The following is a 21803-nucleotide window of genomic DNA, read 5'->3' as shown; positions in this document are numbered from 1 at the left end:
CCGCCACGACATTCCCTTCCCCACAGTCACAGGCGGACCGAACGCATGGCCAAGATCAAGGTCGAAAACCCCATCGTCGACATCGACGGCGACGAAATGACCCGCATCATCTGGCAGATGATCAAGGACAAGCTGGTCTTCCCGTTCCTGGATCTCGAGCTGGACTACTACGACCTGGGCATGGAGCACCGCGACGCCACCGACGACCAGGTGACGATCGACGCGGCCCACGCGATCCAGAAGCACGGCGTCGGCGTGAAGTGCGCCACCATCACCCCGGACGAAGCCCGCGTGCAGGAGTTCGGCCTGAAGAAGATGTGGAAGTCGCCGAACGGCACCATCCGTAACATCCTGGGCGGCGTGGTCTTCCGCGAGCCGATCATCTGCTCGAACGTGCCGCGCCTGGTTCCGGGCTGGACCCAGCCTATCGTCGTCGGCCGTCACGCCTTCGGCGACCAATACAAGGCCACCGACTTCCTAATGCCCGGCAAGGGCACGCTGTCGATCAAGTTCGTCGGCGAGGATGGCGAAGTGATCGAGCACGAGGTCTACAAGGCCCCGGGCGCCGGCGTGGCCATGGCCATGTACAACCAGGACGCTTCGATCCGCGAGTTCGCCCACGCCAGCTTCGCCTATGGCCTGCAGCGCAACTATCCGGTCTATCTGTCGACCAAGAACACGATCCTGAAAGCCTATGACGGCCGCTTCAAGGACCTGTTCCAGGAAGTGTTCGACGAACACTACGCCGCCGAGTTCAAGGCGCGCGGCCTGACCTATGAGCACCGTTTGATCGACGACATGGTCGCGGCCGCGATGAAGTGGTCGGGCGGCTTCGTCTGGGCGTGCAAGAACTATGACGGCGACGTGCAGTCCGACGTCGTGGCGCAGGGCTTCGGCTCGCTGGGCCTGATGACCTCGGTACTGATGACGCCGGACGGCAAGGTGCTGGAGACGGAAGCCGCCCACGGCACCGTGACCCGCCACTATCGCCAGCATCAGAAGGGCGAGGCCACCTCGACCAACTCGATCGCCTCGATCTTCGCCTGGACGCGCGGCTTCAAGCACCGCGCCAAGCTGGACGGCAACGCCGCCCTGGACCAGTTCGCCGACACGCTGGAGAAGGTGGTCGTGGACACCGTCGAGGCCGGCTTCATGACCAAGGACCTGGCGCTGCTGGTCGGCGACCAACAGGGCTGGCTCACCACCGAAGGCTTCCTCGACAAGGTCGCCGAGAACCTGAAGACCGCTCTGCCGGACGTGGGCTGAAGCCTGAGATCCTCCCCCATGACAATGGGGGAGGGGGACCGCGAAGCGGTGGAGGGGGCGACCCGCGCGCAATCCTTCGTGACGGCTTGTAGCCGCGACGCTGAAGAGACCGTGCGGCGTCCGCCCCCTCCACCACGCTACGCGCGGTCCCCCTCCCCCGCTTCGCTGGGGAGGAACGCAAGAATACCAGCCCCGTCGGATCGCTCCGGCGGGGCTTTTCGTTGTGTGATCGGCCGGGGCGTGCATGATCGGCGGTAATGAGGATGCGTTCGTGAAGCGGTTGTTCGGAAACCTGGTGCTGACGGCGGTGGTCGTGGCGGTGCTGTCCTTCTTCGCGGCGCCCGCAGTAGCCTTCTTCGCCATTCGGTCAGCGGCTGAGGCCAACGACGTGGCGGGGCTGGCGCGACTGATCGACTTCAACGCTGTGCGCCAGTCGCTGCGGCCGCAGCTGGCGGGGCGGCCCGAGGCGATGGCGCCCGCGCCGTCCTTCCTGGAAGACCCCATCGGCGCCTTCCGGCGTCAGATCGAGCAGAACCCGATCCTGCGCCAGCCGGACGTGGACGCCTATCTGACGCCCGCCGCCCTCACCGCCCTGCTGAAGGGCGAGGGCCGATACGCCAGCCAGCGCACGTCGGCGGGGGTTTCGCCGGCCTCGGAGCGCAGCCGCAAGCCCTGGCCCATCCCCGCCTACTGGAGCGTTAATCGGGCGCGGATGGCGGTGACGGATCAGGGCGGGTCGCGCACCCTGTTCACCTTCGAGCGGCGCGGGCCGTTCGAGTGGAAGCTGGTTCACATCGGCCTGCCCGACGGAACGGCCCCGGCGGCGCCGGCCGTCACCGTCACCCCGCGATAAACCCGGCAACCGACGCCGCCCAGCCCGCGTTGGCTTGCCAAGGAGACGACATGAGCCGCAAGATCATCACCGGAGCCCTGATCGCCGTCGTCATCGGCGTGGTCGTCGCCCTGTTCGTCTCGCCCTTCATCGCCGCCCAGGCGCTGGTGCGGGCCGCGCGGACCGGGGATGCGGCCGGACTGGAGCGGCAGGTGGACTTCCCAGCGTTCCGCACCAGCCTGAAAAGCGAGCTGAACGCCCGCGCAGCCCTGGAAATCCGCAACCGGACCAAGGGGGACACGGGTCTGGCGGCGCTGGGCATGCTGCTGGCCCCGTCGCTGGTCGAGGGGGCGGTCGACAACTTCGTCACGCCGCAAGGCATCGCCGCCATGGTCCGCTCCGGCGAGACGCCCGAGCCGGAACGGCCCGTGCCCGCCGACGACACGCCGGCCGTCGACAAGGACAAGATCCGCCAGTCCTGGGCCTATCGCGGGCTCAACACCTTCGCCGTCACCCTGACGCGCGACGATCGGCCGGACGATGCGCTGGTGCTGATCATGGAACGCCGGACGCCCTTCACTTGGAAGCTGGCCGGGGTGGACCTGACGCCCGACCCGATGGGTTGAGACGTTCGGGGACAAAAAACACCGTCTAAAGTGTCTAATTCGTCTGATTGGACGGCGGGGCGCCGATCAGAAAGTGAGTGCAATTGGTGCACTTTGCCCTTGGGTGCGCGGCCTCCTCTGTGGTGAGCGGAGAGTATAGGCCGGCCCTGCAGCACGCTCAGGAAACGGACGCTGCGGCCGGTTAAGCCGCTGGATTGCAAGGTCTTCAGGTTTGAAATTGCGATGGATCACCCTCTCCCTTTGGGAGAGGGCTTGAGCGCACGAGCGCGCAGCGATCGTACTTGCGCGAAAGGGTGAGGGTCGGGTGGTGCGAGATGGCCCACCGGCCGACCCTCATCCGGCCCTGTGGGCCACCTTCTCCCAACGGGAGAAGGGAACGAGCTGGTTACGCCAACGCGTTCCGGACCGCCGCCAGGCCGTCTTCGGCCTTGGAGCCGTCGGGGGCGCCGCCTTGGGCGAAGTCGGGTTTGCCGCCGGCGCCCTGGCCGCCCATGGCGATGACGGCGGCGCGGGCCAGGTCGGCGGCGTTGACCTTATCAACGAGGTCGGAGGTCACGGCGACGGTGACCGCGGCCTTGCCCTCGGTGACGCCGATCAGGGCGACGACGCCAGTTCCGACCTGTTTCCTGAAGTCTTCGGCGACGCCGCGCAGACCCTTGCCGTCCACGCCGTCCAGCACGCGGGCCATCAGCTTGACGCCGTTGATCTCCTCAGGCGCAGACGACGCGCCCGAGCCGCCGCCCAGGGCCAGCTGTTTCTTCAGCTCGGCGACCTGTTTCTCCAGCGACTTCACCGAAGCGGCCAGGCTGTCGACGCGGGCGGGGACGTCGGCGGTCTGGACCTTGAAGCTTTGAGCCAGAGAACGGGCGACGCCGGCCTGGGCCAGCAGATACTGACGCGCGGCCTCGCCGGTCAGGGCCTCGATGCGGCGCACGCCGGCGGCGACGCCGGTTTCCTGAACGATCTTGAACAGGGCGATGTCGCCGGTGCGGGCGACGTGGGTGCCGCCGCACAGTTCGACCGAATAGGGAGCGTTGTCGCTGACCAGCGAGCGACCCAGCGTCAGCACGCGGACCTCGTCGCCGTATTTCTCGCCGAACAGGGCGATGGCGCCGGCCTCGATCGCCTCCTGCGGGGCCATCAGTTTCGTCTCCGCCGGGACGTTCTGGCGGATGACGGCGTTGACCTCGGTCTCGATGGCGGACAGTTCGGCCTCGGTGAGCGGGGCGCCGTGGCTGAAGTCGAAGCGGGCGCGCTCGGCGTCGACCAGCTGACCCTTCTGGGCGACTGCGGGGCCAAGCACATTCTTCAGCGCCGTATGCAGCAGGTGGGCGGCGGAGTGGTTGGCGCGGCTGGTGCGACGCTTTTCGGCGTCCACCAACTGGGCCGCGCGGGTTCCGATCTCCAGCTTGCCGGCCGTGACCTGGGCCACCAGGACGTGCAGGTCGCCGGCGTGTTTGCGCACGTCGATGACCTCGGCCTCGCCATCCGGCCACTCCAGGGTTCCGTGATCGCCGGCCTGGCCGCCGCTTTCGGCATAGAAGGGGGTGGTGTCGAACAACACTTCGACGATGTCGCCGGCCTCGGCCGTTTCGACCGGCGCGCCGGCGTTCATTAGGGCCAGGACCTCGCCCGAGCCTTCGATGTTGTCATAGCCCGTGAAGACGGTCGGCCCCATCCGGTCGCGGATCGCCAGCCATTCGTTGGTGTTGGCGGTCTGGCCCGAGCCCTTCCAGTTCTCGCGCGACCGCTGGCGCTGTTCGGCCATGGCGGCCTCGAAGCCGTCGACATTGACCGAGAAGCCGCGACGACGGGCCTCGTCCTGGGTCAGGTCCAGCGGGAAGCCGTAGGTGTCGGACAGGGTGAAGGCCGTCTGGCCGTCCAGCATGTCGCCGGGACGGAAGCCCTGAACCGCCGTGTCGAACAGGGCCATGCCGCGGCCGAGCGTGGTGCGGAAGCGGACCTCTTCCTGCTTCAGCGTGTCCTCGATGAAGGGCTGGGCGCGGGCCAGTTCGGGATAGGCGTCGCCCATCTGGGCGACCAGAATCGGGACCAGACGGTGCATCAGGGGATCGGCGGCGCCCAACAGGTGGGCGTGGCGCATGGCGCGGCGCATGATGCGGCGCAGCACATAACCGCGACCCTCGTTCGACGGGGTGACGCCGTCGGCGATCAGGAAGGACGACGAGCGTAGGTGGTCGGCGATGACGCGGTGGCTGGCGGCTTGATCGCCGTCCGACTTGGTCGAGGTGGCGTCTTCGGACGCGGCGATCAGCGTCTTGAACAGGTCGGTTTCGAAAACCGAATGCACGCCCTGGAGCACGGTGGTCATCCGCTCCAGACCCATGCCGGTGTCCACGCTGGGCTTGGGAAGGTTGCGAACGATCTGATCGTTCTCCTTCTCATACTGCATGAAGACGTTGTTCCAGATCTCGACGTAGCGGTCGCCGTCCTCGTCCGGCGAACCGGGAGGGCCGCCGGCGATCTTGTCGCCGTGATCCCAGAAGATCTCGGTGCAGGGGCCGCACGGACCCGAGTCGCCCATGGCCCAGAAGTTGTCCGAGCCGGCGATGCGGATGATCTTGTCGTCGGAGAAGCCGGTGACCTTCTTCCAGATCGCGGCGGCCTCGTCGTCATCGATATAGACGGTGATCAAGAGGCGTTTGGGGTCAAGGTCGAAGTCCTGGGTGACCAGGTTCCACGCCTTCTCGATGGCGTGTTCCTTGAAGTAATCGCCGAAGGAGAAGTTGCCCAGCATCTCGAAGAAGGTCAGGTGGCGGGCGGTATAGCCGACATTGTCCAGGTCGTTGTGCTTGCCCCCGGCGCGAACGCATTTCTGGGAGCTGGTCGCGCGCCGATAGGGCGGCTTGGCGGCGCCGGTGAAATAGTCCTTGAACGGCACCATGCCCGCATTGACGAAGAGCAGGCTCGGATCGTTCTGCGGCACCAGCGGGGCCGAATGGACCTTGGCGTGGCCGTCCGCCGCGAAATAGTCGAGGTAGGTGGCGCGGATCTCGTTCAGGCTGGGCATTCGGCGTGTCTTCGGCTGGGGCGGTCGCTAGGAACCGGCGTCATATAGGGTTTTGGCGGGGAGCGCATCATCTGCGCGGGGAGAGGCGCGCGCCCCAGAGAAGACGATGTCTCCTCCCCGCTTTGCGGGGAGGGGGACCGCTGAGCGGTGGAGGGGTTGTGCCGCCTCACGTCCCTTGATCGGTGACGCTCCGAAGAGCCCCTCCGTCACGGCGCTGAAGAAGCGCCGCGCCACCTCCCCGCAAAGCAGGGAGGAGACGAAAGCGCCCGCCTCACACCCTGGGCGGCGGGCCGAACTTGCCGGACTGGTAGTCCTGGATCGCCTGGATGATCTCGTCGCGGGTGTTCATGACGAAGGGGCCATGGCTGAAGACCGGCTCGCCGATGGGCTCGGCGTGGCCCAAGAGGACGACGGCGTCGGTGGTCGCCGTGATCTGGACCGCATCGCCGTCGGACAGGGCGCCGAGGTTCCATTGAGGCACGGGCGTTCCGGCGACGGCGATCTCGCCCTTGACGCCATACAGGAAGACGTTGCGGCCGGGGGCGACGGGCGTTTCGAACGTCGCGCCGGCGGGAAGGCGCACGACGGCCAGATGGATGTCGATCAGCGACTGGATCGGCGCCGTGACACCCAGCCAGTCGCCGGAGACCGGCTCGACCGTGACGCCGTTCTCGGTGGTGAAGGTCGGGATGTCGGATTTCTGCAGGCCCACATAGTCCGGCTTGGTCATCTTCAGCCGCGACGGCAGGTTCACCCAAAGCTGCAGGATCTCCATCGGCCCGCCGTCGCGCTTGAAGGCGGCGGGGGACAGTTCGGCGTGGATCAGGCCCGACCCGGCGGTCATCCACTGGATGCCGCCCGCCTTGATGATGCTCTCGCCGCCGCCGGAATCGTTGTGGGCCAGCTCGCCGTCCAGGATGAAGGTGACGGTCTCGAAGCCCCGGTGCGGGTGCGGGCCGAACGGCAGGCCGGCGTTGCCCGGCGCATAGGTCTGGGGCCCGTGGTGGTTCAGGAACAGGAAGGGATCGATCTGGTCCACACCGGGGCCGGGCACGGGACGGCGGGTGGTCAGGTCGCCGATGTCGTCGCGGTGGGCGGGGTGCAGGCGAAGGACGGAACGGGGCTGGGTCATTCGCTACATATAGGGTGGCGGATCAGCGGTGGCGAGCCCGAGCCCCCTGACGATCCATCGTCTCAGACGGACGTATAAGCGGGGCAATCCGTCGATCTGGGGGTCTGTGCGTTGACACCGGCCCCACGGGGTCACAAAAGCCTTCGCAACCGCACACGGCGATTGAATTCATTCGCTTTTGAGAACCATTCGCATGAACCAGCCCAACCCGACGCCGGGTGGCGCCTCAAGCGACCGGACGGGTCGCTTCGTCACTCAACCGAACGGACATATCGCGCCGCTGTCGCCCCACATGGGCGTCTGGCGCTGGCACGTCACCATGACGGCCTCGATCCTGTTCCGCGCGACGATCATCGCCGCCACGGTCGGCGTGCTGTTCGTCCTGGCCTGGCTGGGCGCGCTGGCGTTCGGACCCGAGGCGTTCCAGAGCGCGCTCGATCTGGCCGGATCGCCGCTGGGCCTGCTGGTCTTCTTCGGTCTGACGGTCGTGCTGTTCTCCTTCATCCTGAACGGCGCGCGCCACACCTATAACGACACCGGCAACGGATTGACGGTGAAGTCGGCGACCGCCCTGTCGAACATCGCCGTGTGGGGACCGATCCCGTTGGCCGTGCTGTTCTGGGTCGTGCTGTTCGCCACGGGGAGGGTTTCGCTGTGAGCGGTCAAATCAAAGGGAACGGGGCAAAGTTCAAGAACAACGTCAAGGTTTCCGAGCGTCACGGCGCCGGCGAGTGGCTGATCGAGCGGATCCTGCTCGTGGCCCTGCTGCCGCTGGGCCTGTGGGTCGCCTCGACCGGCTTCACCCTGGCGGGCGCCGGCTATGACGCGGCGATGGCCTGGTTCGCCAATCCGCTGAACGCCGTCCTGATGGCGATCACCGCGGTGATCTTCTTCGGCTACGTCAGCCTGGCCTGGAAAGTCATTCTGGAAGACTACGTGCCCAACGTCGGAACGCGCGGCCTTCTGGTCCTGCTGCTGAACATCGTCTTCCTGGTGCTGGCCGCCGCCAGCGTCTTCTTCATCGTACGGCTGGCGCTGGGTTCGGCGCCGCTGCCCGCTGGTTTCGGAGCCTGATGAACTGATGGCCGCTTACGAACTGATCGATCACGAATACGACGTCGTCGTCGTCGGCGCCGGGGGCTCGGGCCTTCGCGCTGCGCTCGGCGCCGCCCAGCAGGGACTGAAGGTCGCCTGCGTGACCAAGGTCTTCCCGACCCGCTCGCACACCGTCGCAGCCCAGGGCGGCATCTCCGCCTCGCTCGGCAACATGGGCGAGGACAGCTGGCAGTGGCACATGTACGACACCGTCAAGGGGTCGGACTGGCTGGGCGACCAGGACTCGATCGAATATCTGGTCCGGAACGCGCCCAAGGCCGTCTATGAGCTGGAACACTGGGGCGTGCCCTTCAGCCGCACCGAAGAAGGCAAGATCTATCAGCGCGCCTTCGGCGGCATGACCCGCAACTTCGGCGAAGGCCCGGTGCAGCGCACCTGCGCCGCCGCCGACCGCACCGGCCACGCCATCCTGCACACCCTGTACGGCCAGTCGGTGCGCCGCGAGGTGAAGTTCTTCGTCGAATATTTCGCGCTGGACCTGATCATGCAGGACGGCGCCTGCACCGGCGTGACGGCGCTGCAGCTCGACAACGGTCAGCTTCACCAGTTCCGCGCCAAGATGGTGGTTCTGGCGACCGGCGGATACGGCCGCGCCTATTTCAGCGCCACCTCGGCCCACACCTGCACCGGCGACGGCAATGCGATGGTGCTGCGCGCCGGCCTGCCGTTGCAGGACATGGAGTTCGTGCAGTTCCACCCGACCGGCATCTATGGCGCCGGCTGCCTGATCACCGAGGGCGCACGCGGCGAGGGCGGCTATCTGACCAACTCGGAAGGCGAGCGCTTCATGGAGCGCTATGCGCCGACCGTGAAGGACCTGGCCCCGCGCGACATGGTCTCGCGCTCCATGACCATCGAAATCCGCGAAGGGCGCGGTGTGGGTCCGAACAAGGACCACATCTTCCTGCACCTCGATCACCTGGATCCGAAGATCCTGCACCAGCGCCTGCCGGGCATTTCCGAAAGCGCCAAGATCTTCGCCGGCGTGGACGTGACCAAGGAGCCGATCCCGGTCCTGCCGACCGTCCACTACAACATGGGCGGCATCCCCACGAACTATCACGGCGAAGTCCTGACGCTGCGCGACGGCAACCCCGACAGCGTGGTCCCGGGCCTGATGGCCGTGGGCGAGGCGGCTTGCGTCTCGGTGCACGGCGCCAACCGCCTGGGCTCCAACTCCCTGACCGACCTGGTGGTGTTCGGCCGCGCCGTCGGCCTGCGCTGCGGTGAAGTCGTCGACAAGGCCTCGGCCGTGCCGTCGGCCTCCAGAAGCCAGACCGACCAGCACCTGGCCCGCCTGGACCGATTCCGCTACGCCGACGGCTCGACTCCGACCGCCGAGCTGCGTCTGTCGATGCAGCGCGCGATGCAGGCCGATGCGGCGGTGTTCCGCACCGGCGAGACCCTGCAGCAGGGCACGGACAAGCTGCGCGCCATCGAGGCGGCCGGCGCCGACATCAAGACCACCGATCGCGGCCTGATCTGGAATACGGACCTGGTCGAGACGCTGGAGTACGACAACCTGATCGCCCAGGCGATGGTGACGATCGAGGGCGGCCTGAACCGCACGGAATCGCGCGGCGCCCACGCCCGCGAGGACTATCCCGATCGCGACGACGTCAACTGGATGAAGCACACCCTGGCGTGGAAGCGTCCGGGCGAGCAGGTCCAGATCGATTATCGTCCGGTCCACAACTACACCATGTCCGACGACATCGCGTATATCGAACCGAAGGCGCGGGTTTACTAAGATGGTCCAGCTTACTCTCCCCAGAGGCTCCAAGCCGACGACCGGCAAGGTCCACAAGGCCGCGCCGGGCTCCAAGGACGTGAAGACCTACAAGGTCTATCGCTACGATCCGGAAACCGATGCCGATCCGCGCTGGGACACCTATGAGGTGCCGAGCGGCGACCACGGCCCGATGCTGCTGGACGCGCTGATCCACATCAAGAACACCATCGATCCGACCCTGTCGTTCCGGCGCTCGTGCCGCGAGGGCATCTGCGGCTCGTGCTCGATGAACATCGACGGACGTAACACCCTGGCCTGCACCAAGGGCTGGGACGAGTGCAGTTCGCACAATATCACCATCTCCCCCCTGCCCCACCAGCCGGTGGTCAAGGACCTGGTGACGGACCTGAGCCTGTTCTACGCCCAGTACGACTCGATCCAGCCGTATCTGCAATCGGACGAGCCGGACCCCGAGACGGAACGTCTGCAGACCCCGGCCGAGCGCGAGAAGCTGGACGGCCTGTACGAGTGCATCCTGTGCGCCTGCTGCTCGACCTCGTGCCCCAGCTACTGGTGGAACCAGGAAGAGTACCTGGGCCCGGCGGCGCTGCTGCAATCCTATCGCTGGATTTCCGACAGCCGCGACGACGCGACCCAGAAGCGGCTGGACGACCTGGAAGACCCGTTCAAACTGTATCGCTGCCACACGATCATGAACTGCGCCCAGGTCTGCCCCAAGGGCCTGAACCCGGCCAAGGCCATCGCCGAGACCAAGAAGCTGATGGTCGCGCCGAGTCGCAAGAAGGCGGCCTGAGGCCAGGTTTCTAACGCTCGCCGGTCCTTCGGATCCGAGGGGACGGCGGGCGTGTCGGCCGGCGTCAGAAGTTGGCGAACAGACTGGCGACCAGGGCGCCGTCGTCCCTGTCGCTGTCGACCCATTCCAGCCTGGCGGTGAGTTTGCCCACGGGCAGGAAGCCGCCGATCCGCCAGTCCGTCTTGCCCTCCGGCGCATAGGCGCCCTGCTCGCGGCCGACCGACAGGCTGAGGCTGACGGGCCAGTCGTCGGGTGCGTAATCGATCCCCGCCCAGCCGTAGTGATTGTCCTCGTCTCCCAAGGCGGTCTGCGACGGAGCGTAGGCGTATCCGACGGTCGCCGTCGCGGCGCCGAAGCTGCGGCTGACCTGGATGGGCGCCTCGACATAGTCGACGTCCTGTCCGCCGGGATAGCGATAGGCGGACAGGGCCGCGTCCCAGTCCAAGCCGAGCCAGGACCCCGCCCATCCGACGGTCAAGGTCGCCTCCAGCCTTGAACCCTCGTCCTCCTCATCGCCGCCATACGCCGCGATGCTGGACAGATAGACGTCGGCATAGAGTCCTGACGCCTGGGACAGGGTCACGCCGGCCTGCAGCGCCGGCTTTTCGTCAGACAGGCTCAGCCCACGATAGCGATAGTCGCTGACGCCGCCGACGACCGCCTCAAGACGCCATTGATCGGCCGCCTCCTGAGCCGACGCCGCGACCGGAAACGCCGACACGAGACCAAGGACGGCAAGAAAGGATCGGCCCATAAGGTCCCCCTGAATCTTAGGGGAATGTGCCGAGCCAGAGGTTAAATATATCGGAAGTATTTCTGTTCTAAAGGCTTTCTCTGTTCATGGCCTTCGGGGAGGTTTGGCCGTTGACCAAGATGCCGCCCTTTGCACAAGCGCATGAGATGCGTTGGTTGAAGGCTGTCGCGGCGACGGTTCTCATCGTCGTATGCCTGGGCATGACGATCGCCATGCTTCTGGTCAGTCGCGCCATCGATGAGCGCGCAGCCGCCCACGAACAGACGATGGTGGAGCGTCGTCTGGAGCGCATGCTCAACGTCATCTCCGACGACATCGTCTCTGCGACGATCTGGAACGACGCCGTCGATGCGGTGGAGCGCGAGGATACGTCGTGGATGCAGAGCAACTTCGGCGACTACTATGCGCAATATATGGATCATGCCGTCACGCTCGTCTTCTCGGGCGACGGCCGGCTGATGCTGGCGTCGCGCGGCGGCAAGACGGTCGATGCGGCGAGCGAGGCCGCCTTGACCGCGGCGGTGCAGGATCTGGCGGCCGACGTTCGACGGACCTCGCTGAATCCTGCGCGGCGCCAAGCCGTCGGCTTCAAGGCGGTTTCGCGTGGGTCCTCCATCATACGGGCCGGCGATGCGCTTTATCTGGTCGGCGCCGCCACCGTCGTGCCCGAGGATCTGGCGCCCGTCGCCCGGCCGGCGCGCGACGCCATCGTGGTGTCCGCCAAGCCGATCAGCACCTTCATCAGTTCGCTGCACACGGACCTTGGGCTGCATGACACCCGGTTGACGACGCCGGATGAGCGGCATTTCGTTTCTCTTCAAGGCCGGGATGGAACCCCCATCGCCGGACTGTCCTGGGCGCCTGAGAGGCCAGGACGCCACATTCTGGCGACGCTGCTTCCGGTGTTCGCCGGCCTGCTGGTCATGTTCCTGATCGCGGCGGCGCTGATGTGGCGGCGCGTGGCCGCCAATGTCCAACGGCTCAGCGACAGCGAGCGGGCGCTGAGCGAAGCCTTGAAAGCCGCCGACGCCGCCAATCTGGTCAAGTCGCGGTTCCTAGCCAATATGAGCCACGAGCTGCGCACGCCCTTGAACGGCGTGCTGGGCATGTCCGAGGTCGTGCTGATGAGCGATCTCAGCGCGACGCAGCGGAGACAGATCGGCGTGGTCAAGGAGTCGGGCGAGCATCTGCTCGTCATGATCGAGCGCATCCTTGAGATGGCGCACATCGATGACGCCCTGGCCGAGCCGGAGAGGCGGCCGTTTGATCCGGCGTCGGTGTTCGCTAAGGCCGCCGCCGGCCTGCGCGCCAAGGCGGACACCAAGGGATTGGCGATCACCGAAACCTATCAGCCCACCGGCTTGCGGCTCGGCGACGCGGGGCGCGTGTCGAAGGTGCTGACGGCCCTGATCGACAATGCCATCCAGTTCACGTGTGCGGGCGAGGTGCGGTTGACGCTCGAGCCGTCGTCAGAAGGCCTGATCTTCGGGGTGGCCGACACCGGGCCAGGAATGTCCGAAGCCGTTCAGACGAAGCTGTTCACCCCTTTCAGCCAGGGCGACGATTCCGCCACCCGCAGCGTCGACGGCGCGGGTCTGGGACTGGCGCTGGCCAGGCGGCTGGCGACCTCGATGGGCGCCGTGCTGGACTATGAGACCCGGATCGGCGTGGGAACCACCTTCCGGCTCCTGCTCCCGGCGCCCGACGCGCCATGCGACCATGATCGCTCCGAGACGGCCGCCTGAGCCGCGTTTCTGGGTCTGCATCGTCCTCCGGGGCCAGCAACGCCCTTGCGCGAGCGGTCCGGCTTGATATGAGCGGGCCATGGCCAGCATCACCTATATCGAGCATGACGGAACCGAGCACGTCGTCGACGTGAAGTCGGGGCTGAGCGTCATGGAAGGCGCGATCCGCAACAATGTGCCGGGCATCGACGCGGACTGCGGCGGGGCCTGCGCCTGCGCGACCTGCCATGTTTATGTCGACGAAGCCTGGCGCGAGGCGACGGGCAAGCCGTCGGCCATGGAAGAATCGATGCTGGACTTCGCCGAAGAGGTCGAGCCGAACAGCCGCCTGTCGTGCCAGATCCGGGTGTCGGACGCGCTGAACGGCCTGATCGTGCGGTTGCCGGAAAACCAGCACTGAAATGATCGACGCGGGGCTGATCGACCAGATCGGCCGATGGATCGACCAGCGCGCCGAGGCGATGGGCCAAGACGGTCCGCCGCCGATCCTGGGGATCGCGGGATCGCAGGGTTCAGGAAAATCGACCCTGGCTAAGGCCGTCGCCGAGCGGTTCGGCGGGGCGAGCCTGTCGCTGGACGACGTCTATCTGACGAAGGCGGAGCGGGCGGCCATGGCGGCGCGGGTGCATCCGCTGTTCGCCACGCGCGGGCCGCCGGGGACGCATGACCTGGGCCTTCTGAACCGTCTGCTGGATCGGTTGCAGGCGGCAGGGCCGGACGATCTGACGCCTCTGCCGCGTTTCGACAAGCTGGCCGACGACCGCGCGCCCCAGGCGGACTGGCCTGTGGTGAAGGGTCGGCCGCGGATCATCGTGCTGGAGGGATGGTGCCTGGGGGCGACGCCGCAGGCCGAGGGGGATCTGGTTGCGCCGATCAACGCCCTGGAAGCCCGGCAGGACGTCGGGGCCGAATGGCGCAGGGCGGTCAATGCAGCGCTGGGTCAGCCCTACGCCCGCCTGCGCGGGCGGCTGGACGCCCTGGTCTTTCTGAAGGCGCCGGGGTTCGATGTCGTGCTGGACTGGCGCTGCGAGCAGGAGGCGGGATTGATGGGGCAGGACGCCGTATCGCCCGAGCGACGCGCGGCCCTGGCGGTCTTCATCCAGCATTATGAGCGCCTGAGCCGTCATATGATGACGGGCGGCGTGGAGGCCGACATTATCGTCGCTCTGGACCGGAAACGCGGGGTTCGCAGCCTTGAAGGCGGGCTTGGCGCCTGAGCCGCATCTGTGCGTTATCGGACCATGAGCCTGTTTGGATCCAAGCCCGCCGTCGAGCCCGACCGCCGCATGGGCGCGCGCCGACCTGCAAACGCGCGCGGCGTCATCTGCGCGCCCGGCCTGGAGACGGCGTGTCTGATCGTCGATCTGTCGGACGCGGGGATGAAGCTGCGGCTGGACAGAGGCGGGGCCTTGCCGCGCGAGGTCGTGGTGGTCGATGTGACTGCGGGCGTCGCCTATCCCGCCACCGTCGTCTGGCAGCGCGGGCAGGAGGCCGGGCTGAGGCAGACCGGGGCCAAGTCGCTGAGAGGCCTGGCGCCGGCGAGGCTGATTCCCGCGCGCGACGCCTGGCTGAGGGCCGGCGGCCGCTGATCGGCCGGGCTAGTCCGCCGTGTCGGCTGGCATGGAGCCGGCGTTGATGGCGATGCGGCCCACCAGCCCCTTGACGATCAGGTCCAGGGCCGATCCCTCGCGATAGTCGGCGGCGGCGACGAAGTTCACCCGGTCCTCCGAGATTAGGGAATAGACCTTCTTCTGATCCCGCTCGTTCGAGCGCGGATCATAGACGGCGATCGAGAAGCCGCCCTTGGTGTGCATCATCTTCATGGTCGGCACGTCGGTGTCGCCGTCGCCGATGAAGATCATCCGGTCGAAGGGCACGGCGCGCTCGTCGTCGGGGATGAAGTGGTTGATGCGTTCGTGCTCCCAGTGGTTCTTCACGCCCTTGTTGATGCGGAACAGATACTGGGTCTTGGTGGTGTAGTTGACGCCGACCGCCGGCCAGGCGGCCTCGCCCTTGTCGTCATAGACGTAGTGGGAGGCGAAGACGTGGGTCAGGGCGGGGCGGATCGGCGTGCCGTCGATCATCTCCTCCAGCCCGGCGGAGATGATGTAATGCTCGATCTCCAGCCCGTATTTGGCCCCGAAGGCGTTCATCCGGTCGAACCAGCTGAGATCCTTCAGGCCCTCGAACAGGGCCACCGCCTCGCCGTGCTGACGCAGGGTCTCGCGCGTCACCGGGGCGCCGTTCTGACGCGCGTGATGCAGCATCAGCTGCATGTACATCAGGATGCCGTCGCCGTCGGCGTCCTTGGTCAGGCGCTCGGCCTCTTCCCAGAACGCGCCGATGCCCATGCCGACGGAGGGGATGAACGACACCTCCTGCATATTGCCGCGCGCCAGGGTGCCGTCGAAATCATAGATCAGGGCGGTCTTCAGCAGCGGGGTCTTGGGTTCGGCCGTATCGGACATGGGGCGAGATCCTCAGTGGAAGCCCGCCCTCTATATCAGCCCGCCGCGCCCGTCGATTGGCGCCGCTGACCGAAGGTGGGCGCCGCCGCCTTCTGCTCGGCCCAGTAGTCGGCGCCCGTCGTCGGCTTGAACATGGTGCGGGGCGACCCGTTGCGGGCCACCACGGCGAAGGTGTTGGTCGAGGCCTGATAGATCAGGGTGTCGCCATTGGGCCGTTTGACGGTCTCGACGTCGCGTGGAGGCTTTGTCGTGAAAGCCGTGACCTTGGTCAGATAATCCTCGGCCGAGCGCGCGCCGAAGTCTGCGCCGTTGCGGTCGTAGAGACGGGCGATCTTGGCGTCGACGGTTTCGCGCCGATTGGCGGTCAGGACGGGCTTCTCCTGACGCGTCGCAGCCTCTTCGCTTACCGTCGGCATGGACGTCAGGGCGACGGGTTCGGCGCTTGCCGTGCGATCCCGCGTCTCGACCGCCGAGCTGTTGTCGCAGCCGCCAAGCCCCACCAGACCGCACAGGACCAGCGCGGCCCCTCCCCTCGTCAGCGTTCTCATTCTTCCCTCCAGATACCCGCTGGGCGCGACGAAAGCACAACTTTATTGTTCGTGCAATGTTCTCGTCTCGACGGCGTCACGCGCGGCGGCTAGACCGTGGTCATGGACACTCGCCCCCTTTCGAACCGCAAGATCCTGCTGATCGTGGGCGGCGGCATCGCGGCCTATAAGGCGCTGGAGCTGGTGCGGCTGATCGCCAAGGCGGGCGGGCGGACGCGTGTCATCCTGACCGAATCCGGAGCCGAGTTCGTGACGCCCCTGTCGCTGGCGGCGCTGAGCGGTCATCCGGTGCGGTCGGGCCTGTTCCACCCGGACGACGAGACCAGCATGGGGCATATCGAGCTGTCGCGCTGGGCCGATCTGGTGGTGGTGGCGCCGGCGACGGCGGGGCTGATCGCCAAGGCGGCGAACGGGTTGGCCGACGACCTGGCCTCGACGACCCTAATCGCGACGGACAAGCGGGTGCTGCTGGCGCCGGCGATGAATGTGCGGATGTGGGAGCATCCGGCGGTCCAGGCCAATATGGAACGGTTGAAGGCCTTTCCGGGCTTCCATGGCGTGGCGGTGGTGGGGCCGGATGACGGCGAGATGGCCTGCGGCGAATACGGGCCGGGTCGAATGGCGGAACCCGCCGCGATCCTGGACGCCATTGCAGGCCTGTTAGCCGGCGCGGCCGGACGACCGCTCAAGGGACGCAAGGCCGTGGTCACGGCCGGGCCGACGTTCGAACCGATCGACCCTGTGCGGGGGCTGACCAATCGCTCCAGCGGCAAACAGGGCTACGCCATCGCCACCGCCCTGGCCGAGCTGGGGGCCGAGGTGACGCTGGTGTCGGGGCCGACGGCGCTCACCGCCCCGACCGGCGTGACGCGGATCGATGTGGAGAGCGCGCTGGAGATGCAGGCGGCGACGCAGAGCGCCCTTCCCGCCGACATCGCCGTGCTGTCGGCCGCCGTCGCCGACTGGCGCGTGGACACTATCGCCGGCGGCAAGATCAAGAAGGGACCGGGCGGCCCGCCGACCCTGGCCCTGATCGAGAACCCCGACATCCTGGCCGGCGTCGCCGCGCCCGGTCCGAACCGCCCGGCCCTGGTCATCGGCTTCGCCGCCGAGACGACGGACCTGGAAGCCAATGCGCGCGCCAAGCTGTCGAGAAAGGGCTGCGACTGGATCCTGGGCAACGACGTGTCCGACGACGTGTTCGGATCGGACGGCAACGCCGTGCTGCTGGTCACCGCCGATCGGACCGAGACCTGGCCGCGCCAGTCCAAGACCGCCATCGCCCGGGCCGTCGCCGCCCGCATCGCCGATCATTTCGAGGCCCCCGAATGACCGAGACCCCAATCCAGATCCTGCGTCTGCCACATTCCGAAGGTCTGCCCCTGCCCACCTATGAGACGGCCGGTTCGGCGGGCATGGACCTGCGCGCCGCCGTGCCAGAGGATCAGCCGATGATCCTGGCCCCGGGTCAGCGGATGCTGGTGCCCACGGGGCTGAAAATCGCCCTGCCGCTGGGGTATGAGGCCCAGGTGCGGGCGCGCTCGGGACTGGCTTTGAAATACGGCATCATCTGCCCCAATGCGCCGGGCACCATCGACAGCGACTATCGCGGCGAGTGCGGCGTGATCCTGGCCAACATCGGCGCCGAACCCTTCGTCATCCGCCGCGGCGAACGCATCGCCCAGCTGGTGATCGCCCGGCATGAACGCGCCGACTGGATCGAGGTCGAGACGCTGGACGAGACGGCGCGCGGGACGGGCGGGTTTGGATCGACGGGGCGCTGACGCCCTAAACCAGCGGCGCGGTCGGCTGGATGAGGCTGGCCTTGCGGCGGATATGTTCGCGCCAAGCAGTGTAGAGGCCGCTGCTCGCGATCAGGGCGGCGCCGGCCAGGGTGGTGAGGGTGGGCGTCGTGGACATCAGCCACCAGCCGAAGACGATGGCGCCGACGATCTGGAGATAGTCGAAGGGCGCGACCACGGCGACCGGGGCCTTTTGCAGCGAGGCGGTCATGAACAGCTGGGCCAGACCGCCGGCGACGCCCGATCCGATCAGCAGGCCGAAGGTGGAGAGCGCGTGCCAATGGCCGACGAAGGGCAGCAGGATCGCCCCCACGACCGAACAGGCGACGAAGAACCAGAAGACGATGGCGGCGACATTTTCGGTGTCGCGCAGCTGACGCAGAGTGATGGTCACGCCGGACGTCAGCACCGCCCCGATCAGAGCGAAGGCCACGCCCGCCAGCGGCAGGACCGAATGGCCCACGCCCGGCCGCATGACGACGATCACGCCGATGAAGCCGACTGCGACGGCGGCCCAGCGGCGCGGGCCGACAGCCTCCTTCAGCACGAAGAAGGACAGGACGGTGGCGAAGATCGGGGCGGTGAAACTGAGGGTCGTCGCGTCGGCGAGAGGCAGCAGCGTCAGCGTCTGGAACAGGCACAGGATGGCTGCGACGCCCAGGGCGCTGCGTCCCAGATGGGCCAGGGGGCGGCGCGTCGACAGGGCCGACAGCCCGCCCGGCTGGGTCAGCACCCAGGCCACAACGACCGGCAGGCCGAAGAAGGCGCGGTAGAACAGCATTTCCGGCGCCGCGACGCCGTCCTGCGACGCCAGCTTCAACGTCGCCGTCATGATCGAAAAACAGCCGGCGGCGGCGATGCGCAGAAGAATGCCGCGGACGACGTCCTCGCCCGCGGCTTTCGATGGATCAGGCGAAGGCCGCGCGGCGGCGACCATGTCGCGCGCTTAGGCCTGGCCGGTTTCGACCGGCTGCTGGGCGATCTGTTGCTGGCGCGCGATGTAGATCGCGGCGAAGTCGATGGGGTCCAGCTGGAACGGGGGATAGAAGCCGCCGTCCGCCGTGGCGCCCGAGATGATCTCGCGCGCGAACGGGAACAGGTAGCGCGGGCATTCGATCAGCAGCAGCGGCTCGATGTCCTGCTCCTGGACATTGGCCAGTTGGAACAGGCCGCCATAGACCAGTTCGACGTGGAAGACGGGCTGGTTCTCGTGCGTCGCCTTGATCGACAGCTTCAGGTCCAGTTCGAACAGGCCGTCGGGGCGACCCTGGGCGGCCATTTCAACGCCCAGATCGATCGCGGGCTTGCCGTCGATGCGCAGGGATTCCGGGGCGCGCGGGTTCTCGAACGAGAAGTCGCGGACGTATTGCGCCAGGATGCGGAAGCCGGGACCGGCGGGCTGGCCCTGCTGGGCGTCGCCTTGCTGGGGCTGTTCGGCGGGAGAAGCGGCGTCGGTCATGAAACGGTCTTTGGCGCAGTTTGGGGCCGATGAGGCCGGAATGAGGCGCCGCGACTACCATGCCGGGACGCTTGGCCGCAACGTCGCGCGCGCGATTGGGGGCGCGCTTCGCCTTGCCTCACCCTATATGAGCCCGTAATCACGCCAGACTAAGGTTTGGCGCACCCGTCGTTCGCTACAGGAATCTCCTCTTGAACATTCCGGTTCAGTTACAGGTCGTCGTCTTCGCCTCCATCGCAGCCTTTGTGCTGTTCCAGCTCTACAACGTGCTGGGCAAGCGGGTGGGCCGTCAGCCGCAGGAAGACGCCAAGATCGCGCCGCCCGGCCCGGCCCAGGCCGAAACGCCCAAGGTCGCGGCGATCGACCCGGCGACCCTGGCCTCCATCGCCAGCCTGAAGGCGCGCGATCCGGCGTTCGACCCGGCCCGTTTCCTGGACGGCGCGCGTCAGGCCTATGAGACCATCGTTCGCGGCTACGCCGCCGGCGACCGGGCCGCGCTGAAGCCGTTGCTGAAGCCCAATGTCTTCGCCTCGTTCGAGGCCGGCATCGCAGCGCGCGAGACGCGCGGCGAGACCGAGACGGTCGAGTTCCTGTATCCGCCCCGGGCCGATCTGGAAGGCGCAGTCGCCGAGGGCGATAAGGCCGTCGCCAAGGTCCGCTTCCTGGCCGAACTGCGCAGTCGGGTGACCAAGGCTTCTGGCGAAACGGCGGACGCGACGACGGGCGAGCCTCTGGTAGAGGAACGCCGCACGGCCGAACACTGGACCTTCGAACGCACCCTGGGCGCGACGGACCCGAACTGGGTCCTGGCGCGCGTCGAGCCGGCCAACGCCTGATGGCGGTTCGCGGCCGGTCGGGCGGACTGGCGACGCTGACGGCCGCCCTGGCTGTCGCCGCCTGTTCGACCGGGCCGATGACGCCGACCGGCGCGACGGGGACGACAGGGCCGCAGACGGGGCCGGTACCCTATACGCCGTCGCCGAACCCGGCACCGCCTCCCGCGCCGTCCGACGCCCTGAGCCCCGCCGTGCTGCCGGGCTGGAGCCAGGAGGACCATCTGGCCGCCTTCCGGGCCTATGTGGACGGGTGCGGCGCGGCGCGTGACGCGGCCGCACGCCGGGTCTGCGGGCGCGCCAAGGCCATGGCGACGACGATGACGATCACGCCGTCGCAGGCGCGCGCCTTCTTCGAGGCCAGCTTCAGCGCGATCCCGGCCCAGACGCCGGACGGGCGACCGGGGCTGCTGACTTCCTACTTCGCGCCCGAATATCCGGCGCGGCGACGACCGGACGCCGAGTTCTCGGCCCCCGTCCTGCCCAAGCCCGCCAATCCCCGCGCCGCCGGCGACCGGGCCTATATCGAATCCGCCGCTCGGCCTGAGCAGGCCCTGGCCTGGATGCGGGCCGAGGACCTGTTCTTTCTGCAGATCCAGGGGTCGGGTTATCTGACGTTCGAGGACGGCACGCGCGGCCGCGCCGCCTACGCCGCCGACAACGGCAAGCCGTTCGTGGGCATCGCCCGACCGATGGCGCAGCAGGGTCTGTTGCCGCAGAACGGCACCTCCGGCGATGCAATCCGGGACTGGCTGGCCAGCCATCGGGGCTATGAGGCGCAGGCGGTCATGGCGCTGAACCCACGCTACATCTTCTTCCGGCTGGACTCCGACGATGACGGCCACCCGGCGGGGGCGGCGGGCGTGCCCCTGACCGAGCGGCGGGCGATCGCGGTCGACCCGGCCCACTGGCGCTATGGCGAACTGGTCTGGCTGGAGGCCGACGGGGGCAATCTGCGCGGCGCCACGGCCAGCTATCGCGGTCTGGCCATGGCGCTGGACACGGGATCGGCCATTCGCGGACCGGTGCGCGCCGACCTCTATATGGGGCGCGGCGACCGCGCGGGGGCCGAGGCCGGGACCGTGCGCCACCCCTTGCGGATGTGGCGCCTGGTCCCGAAGGGTTAGACCCCTGCCCGGCTAGGCCAGGTCTTCGATCTCGTCTTCGGTCAGTTCGCCGGGGACGATGGTGACGGGCAGTTTGCGGCCGCCGATCTGCGCGCCTTGTTTGATGATGGCCGAGACGAGCGGGCCGGGGCCGCGCGAGCTGGTTCCGGCGGCCAGCACCAGGATCTTGATCTCAGGGTCGGCGGCGACGACCTTCTTGATCGCGGCCTGGGCCTCGCCCTTTTCGATCAGGAAGACCGGCGCAGCGCCGGAGCGGTTCTGCGCCTCCTCGCCCAGGCGGTTCAGCAGGATTTCCGCCTCCTGGCGCTGCTGGCGTTCGATTTCCTCGCGCACGCCCGACCAGTGGGCGTCGCTGTCGGTCGGAAGGACGCGCAGCATGACCACGCGCCCGCCCGTCGATTTCGCCCGGCGCGAGGCGAACCGCAGGGCGGCCTCGAACTCCGGACTGTCGTCGACGACGACGAGGAACTTTCTCGGCATTGCGGCCTCCCCAGCCTGATCAGCGGCTGAAGAGGCCG

General features: G+C 67.6%; 23 protein-coding genes. 15 read left to right on the top strand and 8 right to left on the bottom strand.

All coding sequences use genetic code 11. The features are described 5' to 3' along the window. Positions 1 to 45 precede the first annotated feature (45 nt). The 3 genes from JX001_RS02085 to JX001_RS02075 all read left to right on the top strand — a co-directional run bounded on the left by JX001_RS02085 (position 46) and on the right by JX001_RS02075 (position 2724). Positions 46 to 1266, top strand: coding sequence for an NADP-dependent isocitrate dehydrogenase (locus JX001_RS02085; protein ID WP_017506659.1), 1221 nt, complete (start codon positions 46 to 48; stop codon positions 1264 to 1266). 271 nt (positions 1267 to 1537) lie between these two features. Next, positions 1538 to 2119, top strand: coding sequence for a DUF2939 domain-containing protein (locus JX001_RS02080; RefSeq protein WP_205682087.1), 582 nt, complete (start codon positions 1538 to 1540; stop codon positions 2117 to 2119). Positions 2120 to 2169: 50 nt separating this feature from the next. After that, positions 2170 to 2724, top strand: coding sequence for a DUF2939 domain-containing protein (locus tag JX001_RS02075; protein WP_017506657.1), 555 nt, complete (start codon positions 2170 to 2172; stop codon positions 2722 to 2724). Between the two features lie 385 nt (positions 2725 to 3109). Here JX001_RS02075 and alaS read toward each other — a convergent pair whose 3' ends face one another. Together alaS and JX001_RS02065 are read right to left on the bottom strand one after the other, a co-directional pair. Then, positions 3110 to 5755 (bottom strand): alanine--tRNA ligase, encoded by a 2646-nt coding sequence (gene alaS, locus JX001_RS02070; protein ID WP_205682086.1) that lies wholly within the window; start codon positions 5753 to 5755, stop codon positions 3110 to 3112. A 271-nt stretch (positions 5756 to 6026) separates the two neighbouring features. After that, positions 6027 to 6887: a pirin family protein gene (locus JX001_RS02065; protein WP_205682085.1), complete on the bottom strand. Its 861-nt coding sequence runs from the start codon at positions 6885 to 6887 to the stop codon at positions 6027 to 6029. A gap of 193 nt (positions 6888 to 7080) precedes the next feature. Between JX001_RS02065 and sdhC the strand changes: the two genes are divergently transcribed. From sdhC to JX001_RS02045, 4 genes are read left to right on the top strand one after another with little or no spacing between them, the layout of a single operon-like run. Then, positions 7081 to 7545, top strand: coding sequence for a succinate dehydrogenase, cytochrome b556 subunit (gene sdhC / locus JX001_RS02060; protein ID WP_017506653.1), 465 nt, complete (start codon positions 7081 to 7083; stop codon positions 7543 to 7545). After that, complete coding sequence (gene sdhD / locus JX001_RS02055) at positions 7542 to 7961, top strand: succinate dehydrogenase, hydrophobic membrane anchor protein (RefSeq protein WP_205682084.1); 420 nt, start codon at positions 7542 to 7544, stop codon at positions 7959 to 7961. The genes sdhC and sdhD overlap by 4 nt, the downstream gene beginning before the upstream one ends. Positions 7962 to 7968: 7 nt before the next feature. Further along, a complete protein-coding gene (gene sdhA, locus JX001_RS02050) occupies positions 7969 to 9753 on the top strand; it encodes a succinate dehydrogenase flavoprotein subunit (protein WP_205682083.1) in 1785 nt (594 codons plus the stop codon). 1 nt (position 9754) lies between these two features. After that, positions 9755 to 10549: a succinate dehydrogenase iron-sulfur subunit gene (locus tag JX001_RS02045; protein ID WP_205682082.1), complete on the top strand. Its 795-nt coding sequence runs from the start codon at positions 9755 to 9757 to the stop codon at positions 10547 to 10549. Positions 10550 to 10613: 64 nt separating this feature from the next. Here the strand turns inward: JX001_RS02045 and JX001_RS02040 are convergent, their stop codons facing one another. Continuing rightward, positions 10614 to 11303, bottom strand: coding sequence for a TorF family putative porin (locus tag JX001_RS02040; RefSeq protein WP_205682081.1), 690 nt, complete (start codon positions 11301 to 11303; stop codon positions 10614 to 10616). A gap of 119 nt (positions 11304 to 11422) precedes the next feature. Between JX001_RS02040 and JX001_RS02035 the strand changes: the two genes are divergently transcribed. The 4 genes from JX001_RS02035 to JX001_RS02020 all read left to right on the top strand — a co-directional run bounded on the left by JX001_RS02035 (position 11423) and on the right by JX001_RS02020 (position 14637). Further along, on the top strand, positions 11423 to 13048 hold the full coding sequence (locus tag JX001_RS02035) for a sensor histidine kinase (RefSeq protein ID WP_241004810.1): 1626 nt from the start codon (positions 11423 to 11425) through the stop codon (positions 13046 to 13048). 79 nt (positions 13049 to 13127) lie between these two features. After that, a complete protein-coding gene (locus JX001_RS02030; RefSeq protein ID WP_066627263.1) occupies positions 13128 to 13448 on the top strand; it encodes a 2Fe-2S iron-sulfur cluster-binding protein in 321 nt (106 codons plus the stop codon). Position 13449: 1 nt separating this feature from the next. After that, entirely contained in the window at positions 13450 to 14265 is an 816-nt protein-coding gene (locus JX001_RS02025; RefSeq protein ID WP_205682079.1) for a kinase, read from the top strand. A gap of 9 nt (positions 14266 to 14274) precedes the next feature. Beyond that, positions 14275 to 14637 (top strand): PilZ domain-containing protein, encoded by a 363-nt coding sequence (locus tag JX001_RS02020; RefSeq protein WP_241004715.1) that lies wholly within the window; start codon positions 14275 to 14277, stop codon positions 14635 to 14637. A 9-nt stretch (positions 14638 to 14646) separates the two neighbouring features. On the opposite strand, the gene JX001_RS02015 is transcribed toward JX001_RS02020, so the two are convergent. Beyond that, complete coding sequence (locus JX001_RS02015; protein WP_039246730.1) at positions 14647 to 15516, bottom strand: HAD family hydrolase; 870 nt, start codon at positions 15514 to 15516, stop codon at positions 14647 to 14649. A 35-nt stretch (positions 15517 to 15551) separates the two neighbouring features. After that, the gene (locus JX001_RS02010) at positions 15552 to 16064 is read right to left on the bottom strand and encodes an S-type pyocin family protein (RefSeq protein WP_205682078.1); all 513 of its coding nucleotides are present in this window, start codon (positions 16062 to 16064) and stop codon (positions 15552 to 15554) included. Positions 16065 to 16166: 102 nt separating this feature from the next. Between JX001_RS02010 and coaBC the strand changes: the two genes are divergently transcribed. After that, on the top strand, positions 16167 to 17396 hold the full coding sequence (gene coaBC / locus JX001_RS02005) for a bifunctional phosphopantothenoylcysteine decarboxylase/phosphopantothenate--cysteine ligase CoaBC (protein ID WP_205682077.1): 1230 nt from the start codon (positions 16167 to 16169) through the stop codon (positions 17394 to 17396). Beyond that, entirely contained in the window at positions 17393 to 17848 is a 456-nt protein-coding gene (dut, locus tag JX001_RS02000) for a dUTP diphosphatase (RefSeq protein WP_205682076.1), read from the top strand. Before coaBC ends, dut begins: the two co-directional genes overlap by 4 nt. Before the next feature lie 4 nt (positions 17849 to 17852). Here dut and JX001_RS01995 read toward each other — a convergent pair whose 3' ends face one another. Both JX001_RS01995 and secB read right to left on the bottom strand, forming a co-directional pair. Beyond that, positions 17853 to 18803, bottom strand: a complete 951-nt coding sequence (locus JX001_RS01995) for a DMT family transporter (RefSeq protein ID WP_205682075.1) — start codon at positions 18801 to 18803, stop codon at positions 17853 to 17855. Between the two features lie 9 nt (positions 18804 to 18812). Next, the gene (secB, locus tag JX001_RS01990; protein WP_205682074.1) at positions 18813 to 19325 is read right to left on the bottom strand and encodes a protein-export chaperone SecB; all 513 of its coding nucleotides are present in this window, start codon (positions 19323 to 19325) and stop codon (positions 18813 to 18815) included. Positions 19326 to 19522: 197 nt separating this feature from the next. Here secB and timA point away from each other — a divergent pair, with 197 nt between their 5' ends. Beyond that, positions 19523 to 20161, top strand: coding sequence for a TIM44-related membrane protein TimA (gene timA / locus JX001_RS01985; RefSeq protein ID WP_205683032.1), 639 nt, complete (start codon positions 19523 to 19525; stop codon positions 20159 to 20161). Continuing rightward, a complete protein-coding gene (locus tag JX001_RS01980; protein WP_205682073.1) occupies positions 20161 to 21285 on the top strand; it encodes an MltA domain-containing protein in 1125 nt (374 codons plus the stop codon). Before timA ends, JX001_RS01980 begins: the two co-directional genes overlap by 1 nt. A gap of 12 nt (positions 21286 to 21297) precedes the next feature. Here the strand turns inward: JX001_RS01980 and JX001_RS01975 are convergent, their stop codons facing one another. Continuing rightward, the gene (locus tag JX001_RS01975; protein WP_205682072.1) at positions 21298 to 21765 is read right to left on the bottom strand and encodes a universal stress protein; all 468 of its coding nucleotides are present in this window, start codon (positions 21763 to 21765) and stop codon (positions 21298 to 21300) included. Between the last annotated feature and the right edge of the window lie 38 nt (positions 21766 to 21803).

Origin of the sequence: Brevundimonas fontaquae, from assembly GCF_017086445.1 — a bacterium.
Classification (GTDB): domain Bacteria; phylum Pseudomonadota; class Alphaproteobacteria; order Caulobacterales; family Caulobacteraceae; genus Brevundimonas; species Brevundimonas fontaquae.
The sequence above is the reverse complement of the archived record's forward strand: the minus strand, read 5'-3'. Positions and strand labels throughout refer to the sequence as shown.

What these genes read in the sequence shown, in the direction of transcription:
- JX001_RS01980 (WP_205682073.1), top strand. Translation starts at nt 20,161, where the DNA reads ATGGCGGTTCGCGGCCGGTCGGGCGGACTGGCGACGCTGACGGCCGCC.
- sdhC (WP_017506653.1), top strand. Translation starts at nt 7,081, where the DNA reads ATGAACCAGCCCAACCCGACGCCGGGTGGCGCCTCAAGCGACCGGACG.
- JX001_RS02010 (WP_205682078.1), bottom strand. Translation starts at nt 16,064, where the DNA reads ATGAGAACGCTGACGAGGGGAGGGGCCGCGCTGGTCCTGTGCGGTCTG.
- JX001_RS02085 (WP_017506659.1), top strand. Translation starts at nt 46, where the DNA reads ATGGCCAAGATCAAGGTCGAAAACCCCATCGTCGACATCGACGGCGAC.
- JX001_RS02015 (WP_039246730.1), bottom strand. Translation starts at nt 15,516, where the DNA reads ATGTCCGATACGGCCGAACCCAAGACCCCGCTGCTGAAGACCGCCCTG.
- JX001_RS02030 (WP_066627263.1), top strand. Translation starts at nt 13,128, where the DNA reads ATGGCCAGCATCACCTATATCGAGCATGACGGAACCGAGCACGTCGTC.
- JX001_RS02065 (WP_205682085.1), bottom strand. Translation starts at nt 6,887, where the DNA reads ATGACCCAGCCCCGTTCCGTCCTTCGCCTGCACCCCGCCCACCGCGAC.
- sdhA (WP_205682083.1), top strand. Translation starts at nt 7,969, where the DNA reads ATGGCCGCTTACGAACTGATCGATCACGAATACGACGTCGTCGTCGTC.
- JX001_RS02045 (WP_205682082.1), top strand. Translation starts at nt 9,755, where the DNA reads ATGGTCCAGCTTACTCTCCCCAGAGGCTCCAAGCCGACGACCGGCAAG.
- JX001_RS02025 (WP_205682079.1), top strand. Translation starts at nt 13,450, where the DNA reads ATGATCGACGCGGGGCTGATCGACCAGATCGGCCGATGGATCGACCAG.
- coaBC (WP_205682077.1), top strand. Translation starts at nt 16,167, where the DNA reads ATGGACACTCGCCCCCTTTCGAACCGCAAGATCCTGCTGATCGTGGGC.
- dut (WP_205682076.1), top strand. Translation starts at nt 17,393, where the DNA reads ATGACCGAGACCCCAATCCAGATCCTGCGTCTGCCACATTCCGAAGGT.
- JX001_RS01995 (WP_205682075.1), bottom strand. Translation starts at nt 18,803, where the DNA reads ATGGTCGCCGCCGCGCGGCCTTCGCCTGATCCATCGAAAGCCGCGGGC.
- JX001_RS01975 (WP_205682072.1), bottom strand. Translation starts at nt 21,765, where the DNA reads ATGCCGAGAAAGTTCCTCGTCGTCGTCGACGACAGTCCGGAGTTCGAG.
- alaS (WP_205682086.1), bottom strand. Translation starts at nt 5,755, where the DNA reads ATGCCCAGCCTGAACGAGATCCGCGCCACCTACCTCGACTATTTCGCG.
- JX001_RS02035 (WP_241004810.1), top strand. Translation starts at nt 11,423, where the DNA reads ATGCCGCCCTTTGCACAAGCGCATGAGATGCGTTGGTTGAAGGCTGTC.
- secB (WP_205682074.1), bottom strand. Translation starts at nt 19,325, where the DNA reads ATGACCGACGCCGCTTCTCCCGCCGAACAGCCCCAGCAAGGCGACGCC.
- JX001_RS02040 (WP_205682081.1), bottom strand. Translation starts at nt 11,303, where the DNA reads ATGGGCCGATCCTTTCTTGCCGTCCTTGGTCTCGTGTCGGCGTTTCCG.
- JX001_RS02075 (WP_017506657.1), top strand. Translation starts at nt 2,170, where the DNA reads ATGAGCCGCAAGATCATCACCGGAGCCCTGATCGCCGTCGTCATCGGC.